24 protein-coding genes and 1 riboswitch are annotated in these 22,726 nt (G+C 58.7%); of the genes, 15 read left to right on the top strand and 9 right to left on the bottom strand.

Annotation, left to right across the window (positions count from 1 at the left end; genetic code table 11):
* Positions 1-2: 2 nt before the first annotated feature.
* The 3 genes from PH552_RS28590 to PH552_RS28580 are packed head-to-tail and all read left to right on the top strand — an operon-like array spanning position 3 to position 2,920.
* Positions 3-842 carry a carbohydrate ABC transporter permease gene (locus tag PH552_RS28590; RefSeq protein WP_112342599.1) on the top strand — a complete coding sequence of 280 codons (840 nt, stop codon included), beginning with the start codon at positions 3-5 and terminating at the stop codon, positions 840-842.
* Positions 839-1,903, top strand: coding sequence for a Gfo/Idh/MocA family protein (locus tag PH552_RS28585; protein WP_285166457.1), 1,065 nt, complete (start codon positions 839-841; stop codon positions 1,901-1,903). Before PH552_RS28590 ends, PH552_RS28585 begins: the two co-directional genes overlap by 4 nt.
* Before the next feature lie 12 nt (positions 1,904-1,915).
* A complete protein-coding gene (locus PH552_RS28580; protein ID WP_113249416.1) occupies positions 1,916-2,920 on the top strand; it encodes an ABC transporter ATP-binding protein in 1,005 nt (334 codons plus the stop codon).
* Between the two features lie 69 nt (positions 2,921-2,989).
* Here PH552_RS28580 and PH552_RS28575 read toward each other — a convergent pair whose 3' ends face one another.
* Positions 2,990-3,595 carry a TetR/AcrR family transcriptional regulator gene (locus tag PH552_RS28575; protein WP_113249415.1) on the bottom strand — a complete coding sequence of 202 codons (606 nt, stop codon included), beginning with the start codon at positions 3,593-3,595 and terminating at the stop codon, positions 2,990-2,992.
* A 120-nt stretch (positions 3,596-3,715) separates the two neighbouring features.
* Between PH552_RS28575 and PH552_RS28570 the strand changes: the two genes are divergently transcribed.
* From PH552_RS28570 to phnF, 4 genes are all read left to right on the top strand, one after another.
* Entirely contained in the window at positions 3,716-4,141 is a 426-nt protein-coding gene (locus PH552_RS28570) for a tautomerase family protein (RefSeq protein ID WP_113249414.1), read from the top strand.
* A 98-nt stretch (positions 4,142-4,239) separates the two neighbouring features.
* Complete coding sequence (locus tag PH552_RS28565; RefSeq protein WP_113249413.1) at positions 4,240-4,635, top strand: VOC family protein; 396 nt, start codon at positions 4,240-4,242, stop codon at positions 4,633-4,635.
* A 118-nt stretch (positions 4,636-4,753) separates the two neighbouring features.
* Positions 4,754-5,440, top strand: a complete 687-nt coding sequence (locus tag PH552_RS28560; protein WP_113249412.1) for a class I SAM-dependent methyltransferase — start codon at positions 4,754-4,756, stop codon at positions 5,438-5,440.
* A 1-nt stretch (position 5,441) separates the two neighbouring features.
* Entirely contained in the window at positions 5,442-6,170 is a 729-nt protein-coding gene (phnF, locus tag PH552_RS28555; protein WP_285166455.1) for a phosphonate metabolism transcriptional regulator PhnF, read from the top strand.
* 53 nt (positions 6,171-6,223) lie between these two features.
* On the opposite strand, the gene PH552_RS28550 is transcribed toward phnF, so the two are convergent.
* The 7 genes from PH552_RS28550 to PH552_RS28520 form a co-directional block, all read right to left on the bottom strand.
* The gene (locus PH552_RS28550) at positions 6,224-6,574 is read right to left on the bottom strand and encodes a VOC family protein (RefSeq protein WP_113249410.1); all 351 of its coding nucleotides are present in this window, start codon (positions 6,572-6,574) and stop codon (positions 6,224-6,226) included.
* Between the two features lie 60 nt (positions 6,575-6,634).
* Positions 6,635-7,111 carry a 6,7-dimethyl-8-ribityllumazine synthase gene (locus PH552_RS28545; RefSeq protein ID WP_092711425.1) on the bottom strand — a complete coding sequence of 159 codons (477 nt, stop codon included), beginning with the start codon at positions 7,109-7,111 and terminating at the stop codon, positions 6,635-6,637.
* Positions 7,112-7,200: 89 nt separating this feature from the next.
* Positions 7,201-7,347: riboswitch (FMN riboswitch) on the bottom strand.
* A 105-nt stretch (positions 7,348-7,452) separates the two neighbouring features.
* Positions 7,453-8,514, bottom strand: coding sequence for an ABC transporter ATP-binding protein (locus tag PH552_RS28540; protein ID WP_112342590.1), 1,062 nt, complete (start codon positions 8,512-8,514; stop codon positions 7,453-7,455).
* An 11-nt stretch (positions 8,515-8,525) separates the two neighbouring features.
* Positions 8,526-9,314 (bottom strand): ABC transporter permease, encoded by a 789-nt coding sequence (locus PH552_RS28535; protein WP_113249409.1) that lies wholly within the window; start codon positions 9,312-9,314, stop codon positions 8,526-8,528.
* The gene (locus PH552_RS28530) at positions 9,311-10,204 is read right to left on the bottom strand and encodes an ABC transporter permease (protein WP_113249408.1); all 894 of its coding nucleotides are present in this window, start codon (positions 10,202-10,204) and stop codon (positions 9,311-9,313) included. Before PH552_RS28530 ends, PH552_RS28535 begins: the two co-directional genes overlap by 4 nt.
* Before the next feature lie 72 nt (positions 10,205-10,276).
* A complete protein-coding gene (locus tag PH552_RS28525) occupies positions 10,277-11,380 on the bottom strand; it encodes an ABC transporter substrate-binding protein (protein ID WP_112342587.1) in 1,104 nt (367 codons plus the stop codon).
* A gap of 189 nt (positions 11,381-11,569) precedes the next feature.
* Positions 11,570-12,442, bottom strand: coding sequence for a MurR/RpiR family transcriptional regulator (locus PH552_RS28520; RefSeq protein ID WP_112342586.1), 873 nt, complete (start codon positions 12,440-12,442; stop codon positions 11,570-11,572).
* Positions 12,443-12,622: 180 nt separating this feature from the next.
* On the opposite strand from PH552_RS28520, the gene PH552_RS28515 reads away from it, so the two are divergent.
* The 5 genes from PH552_RS28515 to PH552_RS28495 all read left to right on the top strand — a co-directional run bounded on the left by PH552_RS28515 (position 12,623) and on the right by PH552_RS28495 (position 19,257).
* Positions 12,623-13,396: an N-formylglutamate amidohydrolase gene (locus PH552_RS28515; protein ID WP_113249407.1), complete on the top strand. Its 774-nt coding sequence runs from the start codon at positions 12,623-12,625 to the stop codon at positions 13,394-13,396.
* Positions 13,397-13,515: 119 nt separating this feature from the next.
* Positions 13,516-15,087: an amino acid permease gene (locus PH552_RS28510; RefSeq protein ID WP_113249406.1), complete on the top strand. Its 1,572-nt coding sequence runs from the start codon at positions 13,516-13,518 to the stop codon at positions 15,085-15,087.
* A 148-nt stretch (positions 15,088-15,235) separates the two neighbouring features.
* Positions 15,236-16,603, top strand: coding sequence for a glutamine synthetase family protein (locus tag PH552_RS28505; protein WP_113249439.1), 1,368 nt, complete (start codon positions 15,236-15,238; stop codon positions 16,601-16,603).
* Between the two features lie 123 nt (positions 16,604-16,726).
* On the top strand, positions 16,727-18,112 hold the full coding sequence (locus PH552_RS28500; protein ID WP_113249405.1) for an aldehyde dehydrogenase family protein: 1,386 nt from the start codon (positions 16,727-16,729) through the stop codon (positions 18,110-18,112).
* Positions 18,109-19,257, top strand: a complete 1,149-nt coding sequence (locus PH552_RS28495; RefSeq protein WP_113249404.1) for an iron-containing alcohol dehydrogenase — start codon at positions 18,109-18,111, stop codon at positions 19,255-19,257. Before PH552_RS28500 ends, PH552_RS28495 begins: the two co-directional genes overlap by 4 nt.
* A 115-nt stretch (positions 19,258-19,372) precedes the next feature.
* Here the strand turns inward: PH552_RS28495 and PH552_RS28490 are convergent, their stop codons facing one another.
* Positions 19,373-20,791, bottom strand: coding sequence for a L,D-transpeptidase (locus tag PH552_RS28490; RefSeq protein ID WP_210260614.1), 1,419 nt, complete (start codon positions 20,789-20,791; stop codon positions 19,373-19,375).
* A gap of 252 nt (positions 20,792-21,043) precedes the next feature.
* On the opposite strand from PH552_RS28490, the gene PH552_RS28485 reads away from it, so the two are divergent.
* From PH552_RS28485 to PH552_RS28475, 3 genes are all read left to right on the top strand, one after another.
* On the top strand, positions 21,044-21,883 hold the full coding sequence (locus PH552_RS28485) for a DUF4432 family protein (protein WP_112342579.1): 840 nt from the start codon (positions 21,044-21,046) through the stop codon (positions 21,881-21,883).
* 72 nt (positions 21,884-21,955) lie between these two features.
* Entirely contained in the window at positions 21,956-22,294 is a 339-nt protein-coding gene (locus PH552_RS28480; protein ID WP_113249402.1) for a protein tyrosine phosphatase family protein, read from the top strand.
* A gap of 88 nt (positions 22,295-22,382) precedes the next feature.
* Complete coding sequence (locus tag PH552_RS28475; protein WP_015340385.1) at positions 22,383-22,724, top strand: RidA family protein; 342 nt, start codon at positions 22,383-22,385, stop codon at positions 22,722-22,724.
* Positions 22,725-22,726: the final 2 nt, after the last annotated feature.

Raw genomic sequence — 22,726 nt, 5'->3', positions numbered from 1 at the left:
CCATGTCCAAGGCACGCACTTCGCTTGTCCGCGCCGGCTTCGTCCATCTGGCGCTTATCGCCTATACGCTGGTCGCCATCTTTCCGGTGTTCCTGACCGTCATCAACTCCTTCAAGGATCGCGCGTCGATCTTCCGTGCCCCCTTGAGCATCCCGACGCCGTCCTCCTTCAGCATGATCGGGTATGACACCGTCCTGAAGCAGGGGGACTTTTTCACCTACTTCCAGAACAGTTTCATCGTGACGATCGTCTCGATCATCCTGACATTGCTCTTTGGGGCAATGGCCGCCTTTGCGCTGTCGGAATATCGTTTCCGCGGCAATACGGTCATGGGTCTTTATATGGCGATCGGCATCATGATCCCGATCCGGCTGGGAACAGTCGCAATCCTGCAGGGCATGGTCGCCGCCGGTCTCGTCAACACGCTGACGGCACTCATCCTCGTCTATACGGCGCAGGGTCTGCCGCTCGCGATCTTCATTTTGTCCGAGTTCATGCGGACGGTTTCCGACGACCTGAAGAATGCCGGCCGTATCGATGGCCTTAGCGAATATGCGATCTTCTTCCGTCTCGTTCTGCCGTTGGTGCGTCCGGCCATGGCGACAGTTGCCGTCTTCACCATGATCCCGATCTGGAACGATCTGTGGTTCCCGCTGATCTTGGCGCCGAGCGAAGCGACCAAGACGGTGACGCTCGGATCGCAGATATTCATCGGCCAGTTCGTGACCAACTGGAATGCGGTGCTGGCAGCGCTGACGCTCGCCATCCTGCCAATCCTCATCCTCTACGTCATCTTTTCGCGTCAACTCATTCGCGGCATTACCTCCGGAGCAGTCAAGTGAGCCTATCCGAAAAGCCGATCCGCGTTCTCGTTGCCGGCCTTGGCAATATGGGTCGCAGCCATGCGCTGGCCTATCATAATAATCCCGGCTTCGAGATTGTCGGTCTCGTCAACCGCTCAAAGCCGGAACTGCCCGAGGCGTTGCGGGGATATACGATCCATCCGGATTTCGAGGCGGCATTGAAGGAGTTGAAGCCGGATCTTTGCTCCATCAATACCTATTCCGACAGTCACGCCCATTTTGCCGTCATGGCCTTCGAAGCGGGCTGCCATGTCTTCGTCGAGAAACCGTTGGCAACGACAGTCGAAGATGCCGAGCGCGTCGTTGCGGCTGCGAAGAAGGCCGGGAAGAAGCTGGCGATCGGCTATATCCTGCGTCACCATCCCTCGTGGATGCGGCTGATCGCCGAAGCGCGCAAGCTCGGCGGTCCCTATGTCTTCCGCATGAACCTTAATCAGCAATCGAGCGGCCCGACCTGGGAGACGCATAAGGCGCTGATGCGCACGACCTCACCGATCGTTGATTGCGGCGTGCATTATGTTGACGTCATGTGCCAGATCACCGATGCCAAGCCCGTCGAGGTAAGAGGCATGGGCCTGCGGCTGACGCAGGAGATCAAGGCGGACATGTATAATTACGGCCATCTGCAGGTGATCTTCGAAGACGGTTCCGTCGGCTGGTACGAGGCTGCCTGGGGGCCGATGATTTCGGAGACGGCTTTCTTCGTAAAGGACGTGATGTCGCCGAACGGCTCGGTCTCGATCGTCATGGATCAGAATGCCAAGTCCGATGATATCGACATGCATACGAAGACATCCGTCATCCGGCTGCATAGCGCCGACACAGGCCCGAACGGCCAGTTCATCCGGCCGGATCAGGATCTGCACATGGATGGCGAGCCGGGCCATCAGGAGCTTTGCGACTTCGAGCAGGCCTTCATGCTGAAGGCCATCCGCGAGGATCTCGACCTCAATCGCCATATGGCCGATGCCGTTCAATCGCTGCGCATATGCCTCGCCGCCGATGAGAGCGTACGCACCGGCAAGCCCGTTTATCTATAAGGACAAAAGACTGTGGGATCGCTTCAACTGAAATCCATCCGCAAGGCCTATGGTACGCATGACGTGCTGAAGGGCATCGACCTCGAGGTAAAGGACGGTGAGTTCGTCATCTTCGTCGGTCCCTCCGGCTGCGGCAAGTCGACCCTGCTGCGCAGCATCGCAGGTCTCGAAGACGTGACCTCCGGTGCCGTGCTGATCAACGGCCAGGATGTGACCGTAACGCCGCCTGCCAAGCGTGGCATCTCGATGGTCTTCCAGTCCTATGCGCTCTATCCGCATCTGACCGTCAAGGACAATATGGGCTTGGGTCTCAAGCAGGCCGGCACTGCGAAGGCGGAAATCGACAGCCGTGTCGAGAAGGCGTCCAGCATGCTGTCGCTCGCGCCTTATCTCGCCCGCCGGCCGGCCGAGCTTTCCGGTGGCCAGCGCCAGCGCGTGGCCATCGGCCGCGCGATCGTGCGCGAGCCGGAACTCTTCCTGTTTGACGAGCCGCTGTCGAACCTCGATGCGGCGCTGCGCGTCCAGACGCGTCTGGAAATTGCCCGGCTGCATCGCAGCCTGAAGGCAACCATGATCTACGTTACCCACGATCAGGTCGAGGCAATGACACTTGCCGACAAGATCGTCGTGCTCAATGCCGGTGCTATCGAGCAGATCGGCTCGCCGATGGAGCTCTATAACCGCCCGGCCAATACCTTTGTGGCCGGCTTCATCGGCTCGCCGCAGATGAATTTCATCGCAGCTGAGCGTCTCGGCGAAAGCGGCGCCAAGACCGTCGGCATCCGCCCGGAGCATATCACGCTATCACGCGATCAAGGTACATGGGCCGCCAAAGTGATCCACGTCGAGCATCTCGGTGCCGACACGATCATCTATCTCGAATCGGAGACCACCGGTCTTCTGACCGCGCGTCTCTTCGGTGAACACAAATACGAGCCGGACGAGATGGTTTATGCCACCCCGGATGCGAACCAGATGCATCGCTTCGATGCGAATGACAAGGCGATCCGGGCGTAAACGGTCCCGCCGAGGCGAGGCGGCAAGCTTTGTCTCAGTTGCCTCCTGCCGCATGCATGTTGCGATCGGTTATCCGTCGTGCGGCTTTGAGGGATTGCCTATTACCAATGCAGCCCGTTCTATGACTTGGCCAATATGGCTGGAAAGGGCGGGATCGGAGACTGCGCGGGCAATGGTGACGCCGCCGCTGAGCGTTGCGAGGAGAAGGATCGCACGATCCTCCGTCGTTAATTCGGCAGAGCTCGTGCTTTCCGGCAAACCGGCGGCGACATCCGCGATCAGTTTTCTCAATTCCGCCGTATAGGCGTCGCGCGTTTCCTCGTCGGCGCGCATGACGTCGGGCGAAAGGCTTGGCAACGTGCAACTGTCACCGAGATCGCAGGTCCGCTTGTAGCCGAGGTAGAAGCTGGCAAGCGCCTTGAGCCAGTCTTTCGGCTGGCTTTCCCTGAGCGTCAGGATTCCCTGGCGCAATTCTTCCAAGCCCTCGACGACGGCTGTGCGAAACGCTTCGGTCTTGGACTTGAAGTGTCCGTAGAAGGCGCCGTTGGTAACGCCGGCCGCCTTGGTCAGAGCATCGATGCCCGCGCCGCCGTAACCTTCCCTTCGAAACACCTGTCCCGCAGCAGTGACGACTCGTGTCCGGGTTTCCTGTTTATGTTCGGCGCTATAGCGCATTGCGGCCTCCATTAAGAGAGATCTCTCTTTATTGCTTGCATAGAGAGTGATCGATATGTATCATTAAAGAGTGATCGGTATATATCAATTGCCGCCACAGGTCCAACAAGGAGATGTTTCATGCCCATTACGCTCACCGTCCCCGAAGGGCTGCTTTCGTCTGAGGCGCAGGCGCAAGCTTTTGCCGGATTGACGGATGCAGTCCTCGATGTTGCCGGCTTGACCGGGAATGCGTTCATGACGGCAAATGTCATCGGCACGATCAATGTGCTTCCCGTCGAACGCGTACTGGCAGCAGGAAGGCCGGTTCCTGCTGCCTTCATTGAGCTCAAACTACCCGAGATCGCTCTCGCGACGGCTGAAGCCAAGCGCGCTTTCATCGAAAAGGCTACCGATGTCGTCGAACAAGCAGCCGAAGGGCGGATCAAGCGTGAACACATCTGGTCGAATATAGTTTATGCGCCGGAGGGAGGCTGGGGCATTGCCGGGCAGAGCTATAGCAATGCGGAACTGGTCGGCGCTATTCAAGGTGCTGCAGTCGCCTAAGCGATCCGGATGTTTACCGCCGTCTTCTACGGCAGCTTTACATCGATGATGGACCGACACGCGAACCGTCTTTGATCTGAACCAAAGGAAGGCAAGACATGCAACTCGCCAATTATCTGTTTTTCACGACGCATTGCGAGGAAGCGCTTGCCTTCTACTCTGCCTGCGGACTTGGCCAAGTCACGCTGCTGGTGCGGCACGGTGCGAATGGAGTTCCGCTTGCTGATGATGCAATGCGGGGCAGGGTGATGCATGCGAGGTTCGAGGGACTGGGCCTGCTGTTCTTCGCCTCCGACAATCACGACGCCGAGCCGATGCGCGGGTCTGCCCATATCCTCCTCATGGATGATCGCGGCAGCACCGACAGGATTTTTGCCCGATTGGCTGAAGGCGGCAACGTGACGACACCGCTCGCTGTTCAGCCATGGGGCAGCTATTACGGCAAGCTGACGGATCGGTTCGGCGTGCAATGGATGGTGGATTGCTCGCATTAGGAGGATATCGATTGGCATGAAGCGCTGAATAAATACTTCCAGTCGTCCGGACGAATTCATGTGGCTGTCATGAAGCTGCGCTATCTCAAGCTCAGTCCACTCCAACAGCGAGCACATCATGGCAAACGCAGCAACGACTTACGCCACCTGGCACAAGGATCCGCAGGGCGATATGAAAATGGCGGAATCCCATAGTCCCTATTGGCGGCATTTCATCGAGACCGTGCCGGAGCGGGATTTCTCCTCGAAGACCGTCCTGGATTTTGGCTGCAACCGCGGCGGCTTCCTGCGTTTGCTCTATGGCTTGCGGCCGTTCCGGCGCGGTGTCGGCATCGATATCGCTTCGGAGTCGGTGGCTGCGGCCGTTGCCGCTGTCGGCAATATGCCGCTGCAGTTTCATGTGACGACCGACCTGTCGCCCTTTGTCGATAGCTTCGATATCGCTTTCAGCTATGAGGTGATCTATCTGCTGCCGGAGCTGAGACAGCATGCCGAACAGATGTTCCAGGTCATGCGGAATGGCGGCATCTACTACGCTGTGACCGGCTGCCACAATGAAATGCCGCTCTGGCCGAAATGGCTCGAACTGATCGGCAACAACAGCAATGCGCCGATGCAGGATCGGTCCCCGCAGGACTATATCGATACCTTCGTTGCAGCTGGCTTCGACGTATCCGTCAAGCGTTTCGGTTATGACGGCTTCGTGCATGCATCGAAAGACCGGAAATATTATCCGAGCATTCTCGACGCGTTGAGCTATCCGGCCGAATACAAGCTTTTATTCCGGCTCGAGAAGCGCGTCTGACATGGAGACGATCGATCGGAAGGGCGGCAGCGCGCTCTGGCATCAGATCGGCGAGATCCTGGCGGCCGATATCGCCGCCGGGACTTTCGCTCCTGGAGAGAAATTGCCGACCGAGCCGGAGCTGATGCAGCTTTTCGGCGTCAGCCGCTTTACCGTGCGCCAGGCGCTAGGGCATCTGGAACAGCGTGGGTTGGTGCGCGCCGAGCAGGGGCGGGGGACATTCGTTCATAAGGGGGTGCTCGATTATTCCCTGTCCAAGCGAACGCGGTTTTCCAGGAACCTGATCGAACAAGGTTTCGAGCCGGGTGGAGAATTGCTCGTTCATGAGATCGTGCCGGCAGCAGAACGCGTCGCTGCCTATTTGAAACTGGCGGTGAATACGTCGGTCATCCATCGTCGCGGCATCATGACGGCCGATGGCATTCCGGTCGAACTGGGCGATTCCTATTATCCGGCCGAACGTTTTCCCGATTTCGATAAGGCCCGGTTGCAGCACCCGACGATCTCGGCAGCGCTCGCCAGCTACGGTGTCACCGACTACGAGCGGCTATCGACGGAAATCGAGGCGCGGATGCCGACGGCGGAAGAGGCGCGGCTCCTGCGGCAGCCGAAATCCGTGCCGCTGCTTATCACACGGAAGTTAGACGTGGACGCGAAGGGCGTGCCGATTACCTATGCGGAGTCGATGTGGTCAGCCGAGCGGATCACCTTCAGCGTGGATCTGCGGTAACGGTTCGAGCAGGCCCAGCGCATTTGGGCCAAAGCGGCTCGGCCATTTCCGCCTTAGCGATGTGAAAGTATATTGACCACCTTGCCGAAGGGGTCGCGGACGTAGAAGCGGCGGACACCCCAAGGCTCGTCCGTCAGGTCATACAATATGCCGAAGCCCATGGAGGTGGCGCGCTGATAAAGCGCATCGACATCGTCGACTTCGATCGAGAGATCGGGGACGATCGTTCCCGAGCCGCCTTCGCTGGCGACGCTGATCTGCGGCACCGTTGCAGCTTCGGAGGCAAACGTAAGGATCCAGCCATGGTCCATGACGATGTCGAGGCCGAGCAGGTCATGATAGAAAAGGCGTGCCGTATCCGGGTCGGCGGCGGGCAGGTTGGGGATGATGCGTAGGACGGTCAACTGACGTTTCTCCCTTGTGGACATGGAGGCGGGTCTTCACCGCGCCTCCACCATGCCGGCTCAGACCGTGACCGCGGGAAGCAGCTTGGCGCGTTCCGCGAGAATATGGCGGCAGGCGCTGGCCACTTCGCGGCCCTTGATGATGAAATGTTCCTTGAAGAACTGGATATGCGCTTCCGATTCCTGGAAGTGATGCGGCGTCAACACTGCCGAGAGGATAGGCACGCCGGTGTCGAGCTGGACGCGCATCATGGCATCAAGAACCGTATTGGCGACGAACTCATGGCGATAGATGCCACCGTCGACAACGAAAGCGGTGGCGACGATCGCGGAATAACGGCCGTTGCGGGCAAGCGTCTGTGCGTGCAGCGGAATTTCAAGCGCGCCGGGCACGTCGAAGATATCGATCGGAGATGCGCCTTCCACCGTCTGCCATTCGGCAACGAAGGAGTCGACCGAGCGATCGACGATATCGGCATGCCAGCGGGCCCGAATGATCGCAATGCGGCTCGGCTGGGTAGAAATCGAAATGGTCATGAATTTTGCCTTTCAAGGGTTGTTGTCAAATATCCCTTGGGCGAACACGCAACATCGCGGCACCTCTCGCGCAGAGGAGGTGCGATCCTGCTTGCTCTCTTCCATCCGGACTATACCGTCGGCTCCGGCATCTCACCGGATCTGCTGACCCTTCCGAAAGCTCGGAAGGCGCTCGCGGGCTCGAGGAAACTCCCCATACCGCCGGTGGGGAATTGCACCCCGCCCTGAGAACGCACGGACTATAGATGCTTTGCCTCATGAAAATCAAAGAAAAACGCCGGGCTTTTGACCCGGCGTCTGCGAATAATTTTTCAAAGTTTCCATGCAGCGCGGATGCGTGCTCAATCCTGAATGACGAGCAGATCGGAAGAGGCGAAGCGCAGCGTCACCTTCTCGCCAACGCTCGGAGGCATCATGCCCGGACTATTGAACATATCGAAGGAAATCGTGTTACCGGCGACATTCATGCGGGTGCGGATAACCGAACCCAGGAAGTGTGCGGAGGAAACCTCGCCCGTCAGCGCGGTATCGCCCTTTGCCGACTCGGCCAGCGAACCGGCTTCGGGACGCAGGGCGAGCGATACGGTATCGCCCGGCTTGTAGGCCGTCACCGACTGCTTCAGGGTCACGCCCTGATCGCCGATCATGATGCGGTTGCTGTCGGGATCGACGACCTTGCCTTCGATCAGGTTCAGCGTACCGACGAAGGAGGCGACGAAGCGGGTTGCCGGCGTGTTGTAGATCTCGAAAGGCGTGCCGATCTGGTCGGCGCGACCGGCATTCATCACGACGATGCGATCGGAGATCGACAGGGCTTCTTCCTGGTCGTGGGTCACGAAAACGGTGGTAATGCCGAGCTGCTGTTGGATCGCGCGGATTTCCTCACGCAGCGAGATGCGGATCTTGGCGTCGAGCGCCGAAAGCGGCTCGTCAAGCAAAAGCACTTGAGGCTTGACGGCGATGGCGCGAGCAAGCGCCACGCGTTGCTGCTGGCCGCCGGACATCTGATAGGGATAGCGGCTGGCGAGATGGTCGAGCTTGATGAGAGCAAGCATCTCCTTGACGCGCTTGTCGATGTCAGGCTTCGACATGCCGGCCACCTTGAGGCCGAAGGCGACGTTGTCGTGCACCGTCATGTTCGGGAACAGCGCGTAGGCCTGGAAGACCATGCCGATGTTGCGTTGGTTCGGCTTCAGCGGGCGCTGGTCCTTGCCGTTGATCGTCAAGGTGCCAGCGGTCGGGGTTTCGAAGCCAGCGATCATGCGCAGCACGGTCGTCTTGCCGCAGCCTGACGGTCCAAGGAAGGAGATGAATTCTCCCTTCTCGATTTGCATATTGAAATCGTGGACGACGTGCACGTCGCCGAATGATTTCTTGATGTGGGTGAGTTCGAGAAAAGCCATGGTGAGAAGCCTTACGCCTTAACCGGAGCCAGTTTTGAGAAGCGGGATACGAGCTGCAGCAGGCCCATGCTGAGCCAGGTGACGGCAAGTGCGATGATGGCGAGCGCCGAGGACTGATAAGCCTGATTGGCTCCGACGAGCTGCATGTAAGGGCCGAAAGCCGGCCTGTTGAGCAATGATGCCATCGTGAATTCGCCCATCACGATCGCCAGCGTGATGAAGGCACCGGATAGAACGCCGCTCATGACATTGGGAAAAATGCAGCGGAACATGATGGTCGTCCACTTCGCGCCGAGGCTTTCCGCCGCTTCCGTCAGGGTGCCGACATCGATCGTGCGCATCGCCGTATCGACCGAACGATACATATAAGGGAGCGCCAAGACAATATAGGAGCAGACCAGAAGGAAGTTTGTCGTCTGCTCGAAGCCTGTCAAAGGCAGGATCGACGACGAATTATAAAGGCGCAGATAGCCGAAAACGATGACGATTGCGGGAATGACCAGCGGCATCAGCGTGATGAATTCGACGACCGGGCGCAGTTGCGGCAAGCGAAGCCGGACCCAGTAGGCAGTCGGGACGACGAGCAGCATGCCGACGATGATGGTCAGCAGCGCCATGAGCATGGAATAGCCGAACGCATAGAGGAAGTTTGCGTCGGAAAAAACCGATGCGTAGGCGTCGAAACTATAGGCATTGCGGCGCATGCGCAGCGAGAATTCCAGCGTGCCGATCAGCGGAACGATGAAATAGATGGCGCCGATGACGACCGCGATCCAGGCGAAGAATTTCTGCAGTTTCATTTCTGCCACCGTTCCGCGCGTATACGCATGATGATGTAGATGACGTTGGAAATGCCTGTTATGACGATCATGCCGAGGGCCATGGCATAGCCGAGATTGGCGTTGTGCAGCACATCGCCGCGGATCTGGGCATAGAGCTGGATCGGGATGATGTTGAGCGAGCTGCCCGTCAGCGCAATGGCCGTTGCGATGGCGCCGAAGGCATTGGCGAACAGCAGCAGCGTCGTGCCGAGCAGGCTCGGCCAGAGGATGGGCAGCGCCACCATCAGCCAATATTGTCTGTTTGTCGCCCCGAGAATTGACGCGGCCTCACGCCATTCCTTCTTCATGCCATCGAGTGCGGGCGTAATAATCAGCACCATCAGCGGAATCTGGAAATACATGTAGGTGACGGTCAAGCCGATGAAGCTGTAGAGATTGAAGCCGGTGGCGTAGAGATTGAAGCCAAGCCAGTCTCTCATCAACACGGTGACAAGGCCCAGGCGGCCGATCGTGGCGATGAAGGCGAACGCCAGCGGCACGCCGGCGAAATTGGAAGCGACGCCGGAGAATGTAAGGAAGACATTGCGCACCCAGGCCGGAAGCCCGCCCATGACCAAGGCCCAAGCTAGATAAAAGCCGATCAGCGCGCCGCCGAGCGCCGAAGTGACCGACACTTTGATGCTGATCCAATAGGAGTCCATGATGGACTTTGTGAACAGATCACCGATGTTCTTCAGTGTCAGACTGCCGTCAGGCGTCAGAAACGCGCCGGCAATCAGGTAGATCGTCGGCAAAATCAGAAACAGCAGCGCGAAGATCAGGAAGGGCGCGATGCCCAGCCAGTCAACGACCAAGCGTTTGTTGATCAAGGGAGTGGTGCTCATCGTTGATGTTGTCACGGTGCTCATGATTGGCCCAATCCGCGGCGTCAAAAAACGGAAAACCTCCCCGCCGAAGCGGGGAGGTCATGTCAGATCAAATTACTGCACGTTCGAACCGACGACAGAGTCCCACTTCGTGGTGATGGCGGTCTTGCCGGCAGCCTGTTCGTCGAGTGTCGGGAAGACGGCCTTTTCGTAAGCGGCAGCCGGCGGCAGCTTGTCGAGAAGTTCCTGCGGGACCTTCTTGTTCTTCGCCAGGTCGTTGAAGCGGATCGGGTGGCAATAGCCCTTCAGCCAGCCGATCTGGCCTTCGTCGGAATAGAGGAACTCCATCCAGAGCTTGGCAGCATTCGGATGCGGAGCGAAAGCCGAGATCGCCTGGACGTAGACGCCGGCGATCACGCCCGAAGCCGGAACGGTGACGTCAACCGGCGGGTTGCCGTTCAGGCTGTCGCGCCAGGAGAGACCATTGTAGTCCCATGCGATGACGATCGGGGTTGCGCCCTGTGCGAGCGAAGCGGACTTGCCGATGACCGGAACGAAGTTGCCGGCCTTGTTGAGCTTCGCGAAGTAGTCGAGACCGGCAGCGCCGATCTTGGTGGCATCCTTTTCACCGGCAGCCAGGCCGGCGGCGTAGACGGCCTGGACGGCCTGGTTCGAAGTGCGCGGGTCGCCGGCGAGCGAAACGGTGTTTGCGTATTCCGACTTCTGCAGGTCGGCCCAGTCTTTCGGCGGGTTCTTTACAACGTCCTTGTTGGTGACAAAGGAGAGAACGCCGTAATAGTCGCCGTACCAATAGCCTTCGGAATCCTTGGCGCTGTCCGGAATGGAATCCCAGGTGGAGACCTTGTAAGGCTGCAGCAGGCCTTCCTTCTTGGCAGTCGGGCCGAAGGAGAGACCGACGTCGATCACGTCCGGAGCCTGCGGGCCGGTGTTGCCCTTGTTGGCGCGGATTGCTTCGACTTCATCGCCCGAACCGGCATCCGGATTCAGTTCGTTGACTTCAATGCCGTACTTTGCCTTGAACGCAGCAATGAGATCGCCATAACCGCACCAGTTGTGGGGTAGGGCGATCGTGGTCAGCGTGCCTTCCTTCTTGGCAGCGGCGATGAGATCGGCGCTCGGCTCCGCGGCCGCGATAGCCGTCGAAGCGACGAGCATTGCGGTAGAGATGGTCAGAAGACGATGAATTTTCGAGGTCACTGCATTTCCTCCTTCTGGGTTTTCAGTGTCTGGCGTTGCTGTTAATGACGTAACATGAAGGTTGTGTGACGGTTTCAAAGCGTTGCGTTTGCTAATAACGAAGACATTTTTGCTTCTAATCAACAAGTATGACAGTCGCTGCATTTCACATCGTTTCGCGAGATATTATTTTATGCTTTCGTTTCCCTCTCAACTCAGCTTGCGAAACAACTTTGTTTGTTCAAAAAGGCCTTCGAGCGTTTTCATGCGCTCGCTCGTCTCGTCCCATGTCGAGCTTTGAACAGCCTCGATCAGGGCCTCAACGATGAAGAGAGTAACGACCGATGAATCCCAGGCGGAAGGGGCCTCGATCTGCACGCGAAACGTGTGTCGTGCATGTTTGGCGGCAGGTGTTGCCCATTGGTCGGTGAAGACAATGATTTCGGCGCCGCGCCGGCGGGCGGCCGCGGCCAGATTGACCATTTCCTGCTCATAGCGCCTGATATCGAAGATCACGAGCAAGTCGCCCGGATTCATATTCAGGACATATTGCGGCCAGGTGCTGGAATTGGAGGAGAGCAGCGTGGTATTGGGGCGAATGACCTGCATGTGAGTGAAGAAATATTCGGCAAGCGCACCCGTGATGCGCCCGCCAACGAAATAGAGCCCACGCTTTCTTTCGGACAGCAGGGTGGCGACGCCGTCGAATGTCGCTGCATCGATATCCGAAAGCGTCTGGCGAAGATTGCTCATGATGGCATCAGCAAAGCGATTGAGGATATGCGTGCCCGGCGCATTCGATGCCCAGCGATCATGCTTCGTCAATGGGTTGGAGATGGTCGCTTCCACCTCTTGATGAAGATGGGCCTGGAAGTCCGGGTAGCCCTTGTAGCCGAGTTTCTGCACCATGCGCGCGACCGTTGGCGTCGAAACGCGCGCATTTTCGGCAACCGTCGTAATGCTGCCAAGCCCCGAAACGGGATAGTTGTCGAGCAGGCTCTTGGCGAGCTGCTTTTCGGCGCGCGTCAGCGTCTCGAAGCGCGCGTTGATCACGTCAGAAACTGTCTTCGACGCAGTGTTCACTCGATTTTTGCTCCCCGGAACGGTCTTATGCCGCTTTCCTGCAAGGATATAACAACGCTGTCATATTTCGAGTCAATGTCACAAATGAAGAAATAATTTCAGTTTTCGATTGACAGCGGCGAAAACCTGAAGAATTCTTTTCTTATAAAGATTTCATTAATCGGTAATGGGGCGTCTCCGATGCTTGCGCAGCAAGGCATTCTGACGAAGGCGGATGGCGATTGCGTCGCGGTCGAGAGGCCGGATGGGAGTAGCGCGGTTCTGCTCGTCTGCGAGCACGCTTCCCGCGCCTTGCCGGAACAGTTCGGAGATCTCGGGCTTTCCGCCGAGGCGCTTTCCAGTCATATTGCCTGGGATCCGGGCGCACTGGCGGTTGCAAGAAAAATGTCCGCCAGCTTGAATGCGACGCTGGTTTTTCAGCGTTTCTCCCGCCTGATCTACGACTGCAATCGGCCGCCGGAAAGTGCCGGCGCCATGCCGGAAACGAGTGAAATCTACACGATTCCCGGCAATCAGCATTTGGCCGAGGCAGACAGGCAGGCGCGCACGCAAGGCCTCTACATACCGTTTCATGACAGGATCAGAACCCTGTTGAAAGAAAGGGCCGCGCGCGGACAAAAAACCGTGATCGTGACAATCCACAGCTTCACGCCGGTCTATAATGGCAAGCCTCGGGCGGTGGAGCTCGGCATTCTGCATGACGAGGACCGTTGGCTGGCCGATCGCATGCTGGAGGCAGCGGCTGAAGCGCCGCTCTATCGGACCGAGCGCAACCAGCCTTACGGTCCTGAGGACGGCGTTACCCATACGCTGAAGCTGCATGGGATCGCCAATAGCCTGCATAATGTAATGATCGAGGTCCGCAACGACCTCATTCAAGATGACGTCGGCCAAGGGGTCGTGGCCGATTATCTGACAGGGCTTATCCAGAGCAGTCTGGAAGCCCAAGCATAAAAGAAAAAGACCCCGGGGAGCAGTTCAACTGCGATCGGGCCGCATGGCAAGAGCCAGCGGCTCATGTGACATATGGTTTTCCGCAATCCCGCGGACGACCGGGCTTTAGGGGGAATGGCATGTCTGATTATTCAGAGTTAGACAAGAAGCAGGATGTCCAGATCCTGCACTCCATGGGCTACGCCCAGGAGCTGGAACGGCGCATGAGTTCATTCTCGAATTTCGCCGTGTCCTTCTCGATCATTTGCATTCTTTCGGGCGGCATCAATTCGCTCGCCCAGGCGACATCGGGTGCCGGCGGTGCCGCTATCGGCATCGGCTGGCCAGTCGGCTGCTTCATATCGCTGGTTTTTGCCGTGGCGATGGCGCAGATCAGCTCGGCATATCCGACGGCGGGCGGCCTTTATCACTGGGGTTCGATCCTCGGCAACCGCTTCACCGGTTGGTTGACCGCCTGGTTTAACCTGCTCGGCCTCGTCACCGTGCTCGGCGCCATCAATGTCGGTACCTATTATTTCTTCGTGGGGGCTTTCGGCGGCTATTTCGGCATGACCGACACCACGTTGGTGCGCATCCTGTTCCTGGTGGTCATCACCGGCCTGCAGGCGCTCGTCAACCATATGGGTATCGGTCTGACCGCGAAGCTCACGGACTTTTCCGGCTATCTGATCTTCGCAACCTCGATCCTTCTGGCGGCCGTTTGCCTGATCGCGGCGCCGTCCTATGATCTTGCGCGGCTTTTCACCTTCACCAACTATTCCGGTCTGGCGACGATTGCTGCCGACGGTTCGGCAACCGGCGCGCCGGTCTGGCCGCAGGTTTCGACCTTCTGGGTTTTCGCGCTCGGCCTTCTGCTGCCAATCTACACGATCACCGGTTATGACGCCTCGGCTCATACCTCGGAAGAAACGGTGAAAGCCGCCCATTCCGTTCCGCGGGGTATGGTGTCTTCGGTTCTCTGGTCGGCGCTTTTCGGCTACATCATGCTGTGCTCATTCGTGCTGATGCTGCCGAATATGGACGATGCCGCCAAGCAGGGCTGGAATGTATTCTTCTGGGCAATGGACGCACAGGTCAATCCCATTGTGAAGGACATTCTCTATCTGCTGATCTTCATCAGCCAGTGGCTATGTGGTCTTGCGACGGTCACCTCGGTTTCGCGCATGATCTTCGCCTTCTCGCGTGACGGCGGTCTGCCGGGATCCAAGGCCCTGTCTCGCGTCAGCCCGAGATACCGCACGCCGGTTTCGGCGATCTGGACCGGCTCGATCCTTTCCGTCCTCTTCGTCTGGGGTTCGTCGCTGGTATCGATCGGCGATACGCCGGTTTACACCATCGTCGTCTCGTGCACCGTCATCTTCCTGTTCTTCTCCTTCGCGATCCCGATCACACTCGGTCTTTTCGCATGGGGTACGGCGAAGTGGGACAAGATGGGCCCTTGGAACCTCGGGGAAGGGCTGTTCAAGCTGTTTGCCGTGCTGACGATCATCGCGATGATCATCATCTTCATTCTCGGCATTCAGCCGCCGAACGACTGGGCCGGCATCATCACCGTCGGCTTCCTGGTTCTGACGGCCATCGTCTGGTTCGGCTTCGAGCGCCGTCGCTTCAAAGGCCCGCCGATCGGCGATGCGATTGCCAAGCGCAAGGCCGAGATCGCGGCAGCGGAAGCCGCCGTCGGCGAAAACTGAGCGCGGGCACATCTCTCCAACCACTGGGGTCGCAGACCTGCGGCCCCTTTCACGGTAGCGACAGGGCTGCGGAGCGCGGATCATCCTCCGAGCGGCGGCATTGTTCGACAGACCGGTGTTTCAATTCATTGTTCAGGCGGACCAAATCATGAGCAGCTATACGTTCGACGACCTCAAGCGAGATGTGGCCGAAGGGCGCATCGATACGGTTCTGGCATGCCAGGTCGACATGCAGGGCCGGTTGATGGGCAAACGCTTCCAGGCGGAATTCTTCATCGAAAGTGCCTGGAAGGAAACGCATAGCTGCAATTATCTGCAGGCGACCGATATCGAGATGGAGACCGTCTCCGGCTACAAGTCGACGAGCTGGGAGAAGGGCTACGGCGACTATACGATGAAGCCGGATCTTGCCACGTTGCGCCGCATACCCTGGCTGGAGGGCACGGCGCTCGTCCTTTGTGACGTGCTCGACCATCATACCCACGAGGAAGTCGCCCATTCGCCGCGTGCGATCCTTAAGAAGCAGATCAAGCGCCTCGAGGCGATGGGCATGAAGGCCTACATGGCTTCGGAGCTTGAATTCTTCCTGTTCGATCAGAGCTACGACAGCGCCCGTGAATCCGGCTATCGCAACCTCAATCTCGTCAGTGGCTACAACGAGGATTACCACATCTTCCAGACTACGAAGGAAGAGGATGTGATGCGGGCGATCCGCAAGGGATTGCAGGGTGCGGAGATTCCCGTCGAAAACTCCAAGGGCGAGGCATCCGCCGGCCAGGAGGAAATCAACGTCCGCTACGCCGACGCGCTGACCATGGCCGACCGCCATGCCATTATCAAGAACGGCTGCAAGGAAATCGCTTGGTCGAAGGGCAAGGCCATTACCTTCCTGGCGAAATGGAACTACAGCGCGGCCGGCAGCTCGTCGCATATTCATCAATCGCTGTGGAGCGCCGACGGCAAGACCCCGCTGTTCTTCGAGGAGGGCGGCAAATACGGCATGTCGCCGATGATGAAACACTATGTCGCCGGCCTTCTGACGCATGCCAGCGAGATCACCTATTTCCTGGCGCCCTATATCAATTCCTACAAGCGCTTCATGGCCGGCACCTTCGCGCCGACCAAGGCCATCTGGAGCAAGGATAATCGCACGGCCGGTTACCGCCTCTGCGGAGAAGATACCAAGTCGATCCGCATCGAGTGCCGCGTCGGCGGCTCGGACCTCAATCCCTATCTGGCTTTCGCGGCCCTGATTGCCGCCGGAATCGACGGGATCGAAAACAAGCTCGAGCTTGAAGCACCCTTCGTCGGCGATGCTTATGGCGCGCGCGAAGTCCGCGAAATACCGCGCACTTTACGCGATGCCGCCACAGCCCTCACCAATTCGAAGATGCTGCGTGCCGCCTTCGGCGACGATGTGGTTGATCACTATACCCGTGCCGCCGAATGGGAGCAGGAGGAATACGATCGTCGTGTCACCGATTGGGAAGTGGCGCGCGGATTCGAAAGAGCGTAAGGCTTTTGCGATCTGCCCCGTCCCCGATTTCCATTTTATGATCGGGCGGGGCGCCGAGATGTTTTTGCCCAGCGGTGGAAGATTCGGCAATCAATTGATGATGAAGAAAACAGGAATTCGATCATGACCATGATCACATGCGTCTCCCCCGTGAACGGAGAGGTTTATGCCGAGCGTCCGGCGCTGTCGCTGGATGCTGCCAAGGACGTCGTGGCACGCGCCCGCAAAGCGCAGAAGGATTGGGCGCGCCGCCCGCTGGAAGATCGTGTCCAGCTCGTGCTGAAGGGTGTCGCGCGGCTCAATGAGATGGCCGATGTTGTCGTGCCGGAGCTTGCCTGGCAGATGGGTCGCCCGATCAAGTACGGCGGCGAATATCGCGGCTTCAACGAGCGCTCGAATTATGTGGCCTCGATCGCGGCCGACGCACTGGCACCCTTGGTCGTCGAGGATAGTGCCAATTTCGCCCGCCGCATCGAGCGCGAACCGCATGGCGTGGTCTTCGTCATCGCGCCCTGGAATTATCCCTACATGACGGCCATCAATACGGTTGCCCCGGCGCTGATGGCCGGCAATACTGTTATTCTCAAGCACGCAAGCCAGACGCTGCTCGTTGGCGAGCGGCTGGTGCAGGCTTTCGTCGAGGCCGGAGTTCCCGCCGATGTCTTCCAGAATGTCTTCCTGGATCATGAAACCACCTCGGCGCTGATTGCGGCCAGCAGTTTCAACTTCGTCAATTTCACCGGCTCCGTCGAAGGCGGCCGGTCGATCGAGCGTGCGGCTGCCGGCACTTTCACCAGCCTTGGCCTCGAGCTTGGCGGCAAGGATCCGGGCTATGTCATGGAGGATGCCGATCTCGATGCCGCCGTTGATACGCTGATGGATGGAGCAACCTATAATTCCGGCCAGTGCTGCTGTGGTATCGAGCGCATCTACGTGCATGAATCGCTCTACGACAGTTTTGTCGAGAAGTCGGTGGCCTGGGTCTCGAACTACAAGCTCGGCAATCCCCTTGATCCGGAGACGTCGCTCGGGCCGATGGCCAACAAGCGCTTCGCCAAGGTCGTGCGTGAGCAGATCGCCGATGCGGTTGCCAAGGGCGCAAAGGCGCTGGTCGATCCTAAGCTGTTTCCGGCCGATGATGGGGGCGCCTATCTTGCGCCGCAGATCCTCGTCAACGTCGATCATTCCATGGCCTTCATGCGCGAGGAAACCTTCGGTCCCGCCGTCGGCATCATGAAGGTGAAGAGCGATGCGGAAGCGCTGGAGCTGATGAACGACAGCCCCTACGGTCTGACGGCTTCGCTCTGGACCAAGGATGTCGAGCGTGCCTCGCGCATCGGCCGCGAAATCGAAACCGGCACTGTCTTCATGAACCGCGCCGATTATCTCGATCCGGCTCTGTGTTGGACCGGCGTCAAGGAAACCGGCCGTGGCGGCTCGCTGTCGATCATCGGCTTCCACAATCTGACGCGCCCGAAATCCTATCATCTGAAGAAAGTAACAGCATGAGCACTATCTCAGCCAATTGGAGCTATCCGAACGCCTTCAAGCTCGGCCGCGGCCGCATCAAGGAGCTCGAGGACGCCTGCAAGAGCCTGGGCATGAAGAAGCCGCTGCTGATCACCGACCGGGGACTTGCCTCGATGGCGATCACGGCGACAGCATTGGATATTCTGGAAGATGCGGGTCTCGGCCGCGCCATCTTCGCTGACGTCGATCCGAATCCGAACGAGAAGAACCTCGAAGCCGGCGTGAAGGCATTCAAGGATGGCGGCCATGATGGTGTCGTCGCCTTCGGCGGCGGTTCCGGCCTCGATCTCGGCAAGTGCGTCGCCTTCATGGTTGGCCAGACGCGTCCTGTCTGGGATTTCGAAGATATCGGCGACTGGTGGACCCGCGCCAGCGTCGAAGGCATTGCGCCGATCGTTGCGGTGCCGACGACGGCCGGCACAGGCTCGGAAGTCGGCCGTGCCAGCGTCATCACCAACTCCGCAACGCATGTGAAGAAGATCATCTTCCATCCCAAGTTCCTCCCGGGCGTCGTCATTGCCGATCCGGAGCTGACCGTCGGCATGCCGAAGATCATCACCGCCGGCACCGGCATGGACGCGTTCGCTCACTGCCTGGAAGCCTATTCCTCGCCGTTCTACCACCCGATGTCGGCCGGCATCGCGCTGGAAGGCATGCGTCTCGTCAAGGAATTCCTGCCGCGCGCCTATCGTGAGGGAACGGATCTCGAAGCCCGCGCCAACATGATGAGTGCTGCCGCCATGGGCGCCGTCGCCTTCCAGAAGGGACTCGGCGCCATCCACGCGCTGTCGCATCCGATCGGCGCCGTCTACAACACCCATCACGGCATGACTAATGCCGTTGTCATGCCAGCCGTTCTGCGCTTCAATCGCAAGGCCATCGAGGACAAGATTGCGCGTGCCGCAGCCTATCTCGGCATTTCGGGTGGTTTCGACGGCTTCTATGATTATGTGCTGCAGCTGCGCTCGGAACTCGGCGTGCCGGAAAACCTGTCTGCCATGGGTATCGCGCCCGACCGGATCGACGAGCTCTCCGCCATGGCAATCGAAGATCCGAGTGCCGGCGGCAATCCGGTGCCGATGACGCTCGAAAACACCAAGGTGTTGTTCCGCGATTGCTTCTGATGCGCCGCCGAACTACCTGACGCGCCGGATGAAAATAGCGGTGCGTCGATATTTCAAGTCAAAGAAAAAGCCGCCGGGGAAACTCGGCGGCTTTTTGTTTGGGCATATCCGGCTATCAATCCACGAATTCGACGACGACGCCGGGCTTGACCATTTTGGCGAGCTCAGTCGCATCCCAATTGGTAAGACGTACGCAGCCATGGCTTTGCGACTTGCCGATCCGCGAGGGATCCGGTGTGCCGTGGATGCCGTAGGTCGGCTTCGACAGGGCCATCCAGACCGTACCGACCGGGCCGTTCGGACCAGGGGGAATGTTCAGGATCTTGTCGTTGCCGCCCTGCTGGAAGTTGATCTTCGGATTGTAAGTATAGCCCGGATTGAAGGCGACACGTTCGACCGTGACCGTGCCTGACGGTGAGGGCGTGTCGGCGGAACCGATGCTGGCCGGATAGGCCGCGATCAAGGTGCCGTTGGCGTCATAGGCGAAAACCTGCTTGCGGCCTTTGTCCGCCAGGATCTTGGCGACCGTTCCCGTCTTGCTGGGACCCGTATTGACGACCTTGATGGTGCTGCCCGGCACGGTGAAATCGACACCGGGATTGAGCGCCTTCAGGTAGCCTTCATCCATATGGAAGCGCTCCGCCAGCATTTCCGTCGTCGACGTGTAGCCAAGGGAAGGCATCTGGGATTTCGCGGCATAATCTTCAGGGATTGACGCGACATAAGGGCCGGCCGCGTCGGCGGCCGTAATCGTGTAGTTGACGATCGGCATCCCGCCGGACATGCGCAGCTGCTCGAGAATCGAATCGGTGTTGTTCGGATCGAGCGTCTGGCCGGTCATCTGCTGATAGGCATAGATCGCCTTGGTGACGTTAGCGCCCATGCGGCCATCGATGGCGCCTGGCGAAATGCCTTGCCGCGCGAGGAAGACCTCGAGCGCGGTAATTTCCATCCTCGACTTGCCGTTGAGCGTGATCACGGGCTCGGCCGGCGGCTTATTGATGATATCCGGGGCGCCCTGTTGCGGGTCTATCGATGCATAATCGCTACCGCTTGGGTTCGTCCGGCCCTGATTTCCGCCCGGCAGGGGCTGATCGTCGAGCGGCTGACGCTGAATATCGCCATCGCGCGGAATTCCGCCGGTCACTACGCCGCGATCCTGTTGATCGCCGCCATCGTAATTGCCATAGCCGTCGGTGCGATACTGGCGATAATCCTGGTAGCCGCCGTTGCGGGAGAGCTGGGTATCGCCATAGCGGCCGCCATTGTCGTACCCATCGTCATTATAAGTCTGGCGAGCAGGTGCGCGAGGATAATAGGTACTTGCCTTCATCTCGGTGGCGACGACATTGCCATAGGCATCGATCAGAACCCGTCGGCCGCGCCCGTCGCGCGCCATGGCATATCCGCCGCCGTAGGGATATTGATCGAGAATCCGGCCGTCGGGAGTGACGAGAACCGTGTTGCCGTTTCCGCTGCGATAATATTGTGCCTGCGCATCGGTGAGCGCAAGCATGGACACAGTGGCAGTCATTGCCAGGGCAAAACTCAATTTTACAAACCGGTTCACGTCTGTCGAATCCTCGGGGTAGTCGTTCGGCTGACACACACATGGCAATTTTGACGCCAGTATGGAAATTTAGATTATCATGCTGAATAAAATATAAAAAATTCCGTGATCAAGGCTTCAAGTTAATATTCGGTAAGCCAAATCACCGTTTATTTCAGCCGCGCGTTACCTTGGGACAACGCCTGTGCGCGAAACCGATCAAGGAGGACTTGAGGGATGATGGATTTTTCTGCGGCGAAAGGGCCGAAATTGACGCTGGATGAGGGCTCCGTCCTGGATATCGGCGCCTGCATCGTCGATGGCAACAATCTTGCGCCCGGAAGCGCCGTTCCCGACGATGGCGATCCGCGTATCAGTCATTCGGTCGAAGGCTTCCTCTTCACTTGCGGGCCGGATCATATCCGCCACCCCGAGCCGATGTCCGGCGCGGATGAGGGCAAGCACTATCCGCTTCACGGTTCCTTCTCGTCCCATCCGGCCAAAATTCTCTGGACCAAATTCGAGAACGGCAATGCGGAATGCCGTGCCGATATCGATGTTGCCACCGCCGAGAGGCGAACGGCAAGGCTTGAACGACTTTGGCAGATCGATGGCGCCACGGGCGAGGTCTCGCTAGCAGACCGTATCGTCAATACGAGCACAGAGGCGATGCCGGTCTTTTTGATGTACCACATGAACATTGGCGGCAAATGGTTCGACGGCGGCACGCGCCTCACCGGACAGATGCTTGACAATGGCGGTTTTCCATGGACCTTCGGCCAGGAGGGCGGCGATATCTTCTGCGTGCCGGCTGAGGACAAGGGCGAGGATTGGGCGGAAATCACTCTCGGCCCGATCGAGGCCATCGGCGGCAAGTCGCTGAGGGTGCGCTTCGGTACCGACACGCTGCCGTTCCTGCAGGTCTGGCGCAATCAGCGCGCGCCTGCGCATGTGCTTGGCATCGAGCCGGTTTCGCATCGGTGGGTCTCGCGTGCGGAGCTTGAGGAGGCAGGCGAATTCAATATTCTCCAGCCCGGCGAAGCCCGGAATTTCATGCTCAACTTTGCCTTTGTTTGAGAGTGCGCCGCGGTTGACGCTCGCCGTATCGCGGCGTAGATCAAGGCCACGGTTTTAGAGAGGACATGAACCATGGATATCCGCCCGATCGACGATGAATACTCGGTGTCCGGCCAGATCACCGTAGAGGATCTCGACCAGATCAAGGCTCTGGGGTTCAAATCCATCGTCTGCCATCGCCCCGATGGTGAGAGCCCGGATCAGACACCGTTTGGCGTCATCGAAGCCCGCGCCAAGGAACTCGGCCTGGAGATTACCCAGGTGCCTGTCGGCCCCATGGGCGTTACCGAGGAAGCCGTGCAGGGCATGGTCGATGCGCTCGATGAGTTTGCGCGGCCGATGCTCGGATATTGCCGCTCCGGCGCACGTTCGACTGCGATCTATCAGAAGACGCATCACATCCGCGGCTGAACGGATATTTACCTAACCTTTTGATCGCAGGGCAGGCCGTAGGCCATGCCCTGTTTACCCTGTCGAAGAACAACATCAGGAGAACACCATGAGCATCAAGCGTATCGACGTTGGCGCCCGCATGAGCGGCGCTGTCATCCACGGCAACACTGTCTATCTCGCCGGTCAGGTTGGCGAGGGCGAAAGCGTCACCGATCAGTGCAAGTCAGCGCTGGCTGAAGTCGATCGCCTGCTTGCTGCGGCCGGCAGCAACAAGTCCAAGATCCTGCAGACGCTCATCTACCTCTCCGACATTTCCTACTTCGCTGAAATGAACGCTGCCTGGGAAGCCTGGGTCGATCCGGCCAACACGCCGGCCCGTGCCACCAGCGAAGCCAAGCTCGCCGCGCCGAAGTACAAGGTCGAATTCATCGTGACGGCAGCACTCTAAGG

Origin of the sequence: Rhizobium aureum, assembly GCF_030182495.1 — a bacterium.
GTDB classification, from domain to species: Bacteria; Pseudomonadota; Alphaproteobacteria; order Rhizobiales; family Rhizobiaceae; genus Rhizobium; species Rhizobium tropici_C.
Note: the sequence above shows the minus strand (reverse complement) of the source record. Positions and strands in the feature narration are given on the sequence as shown.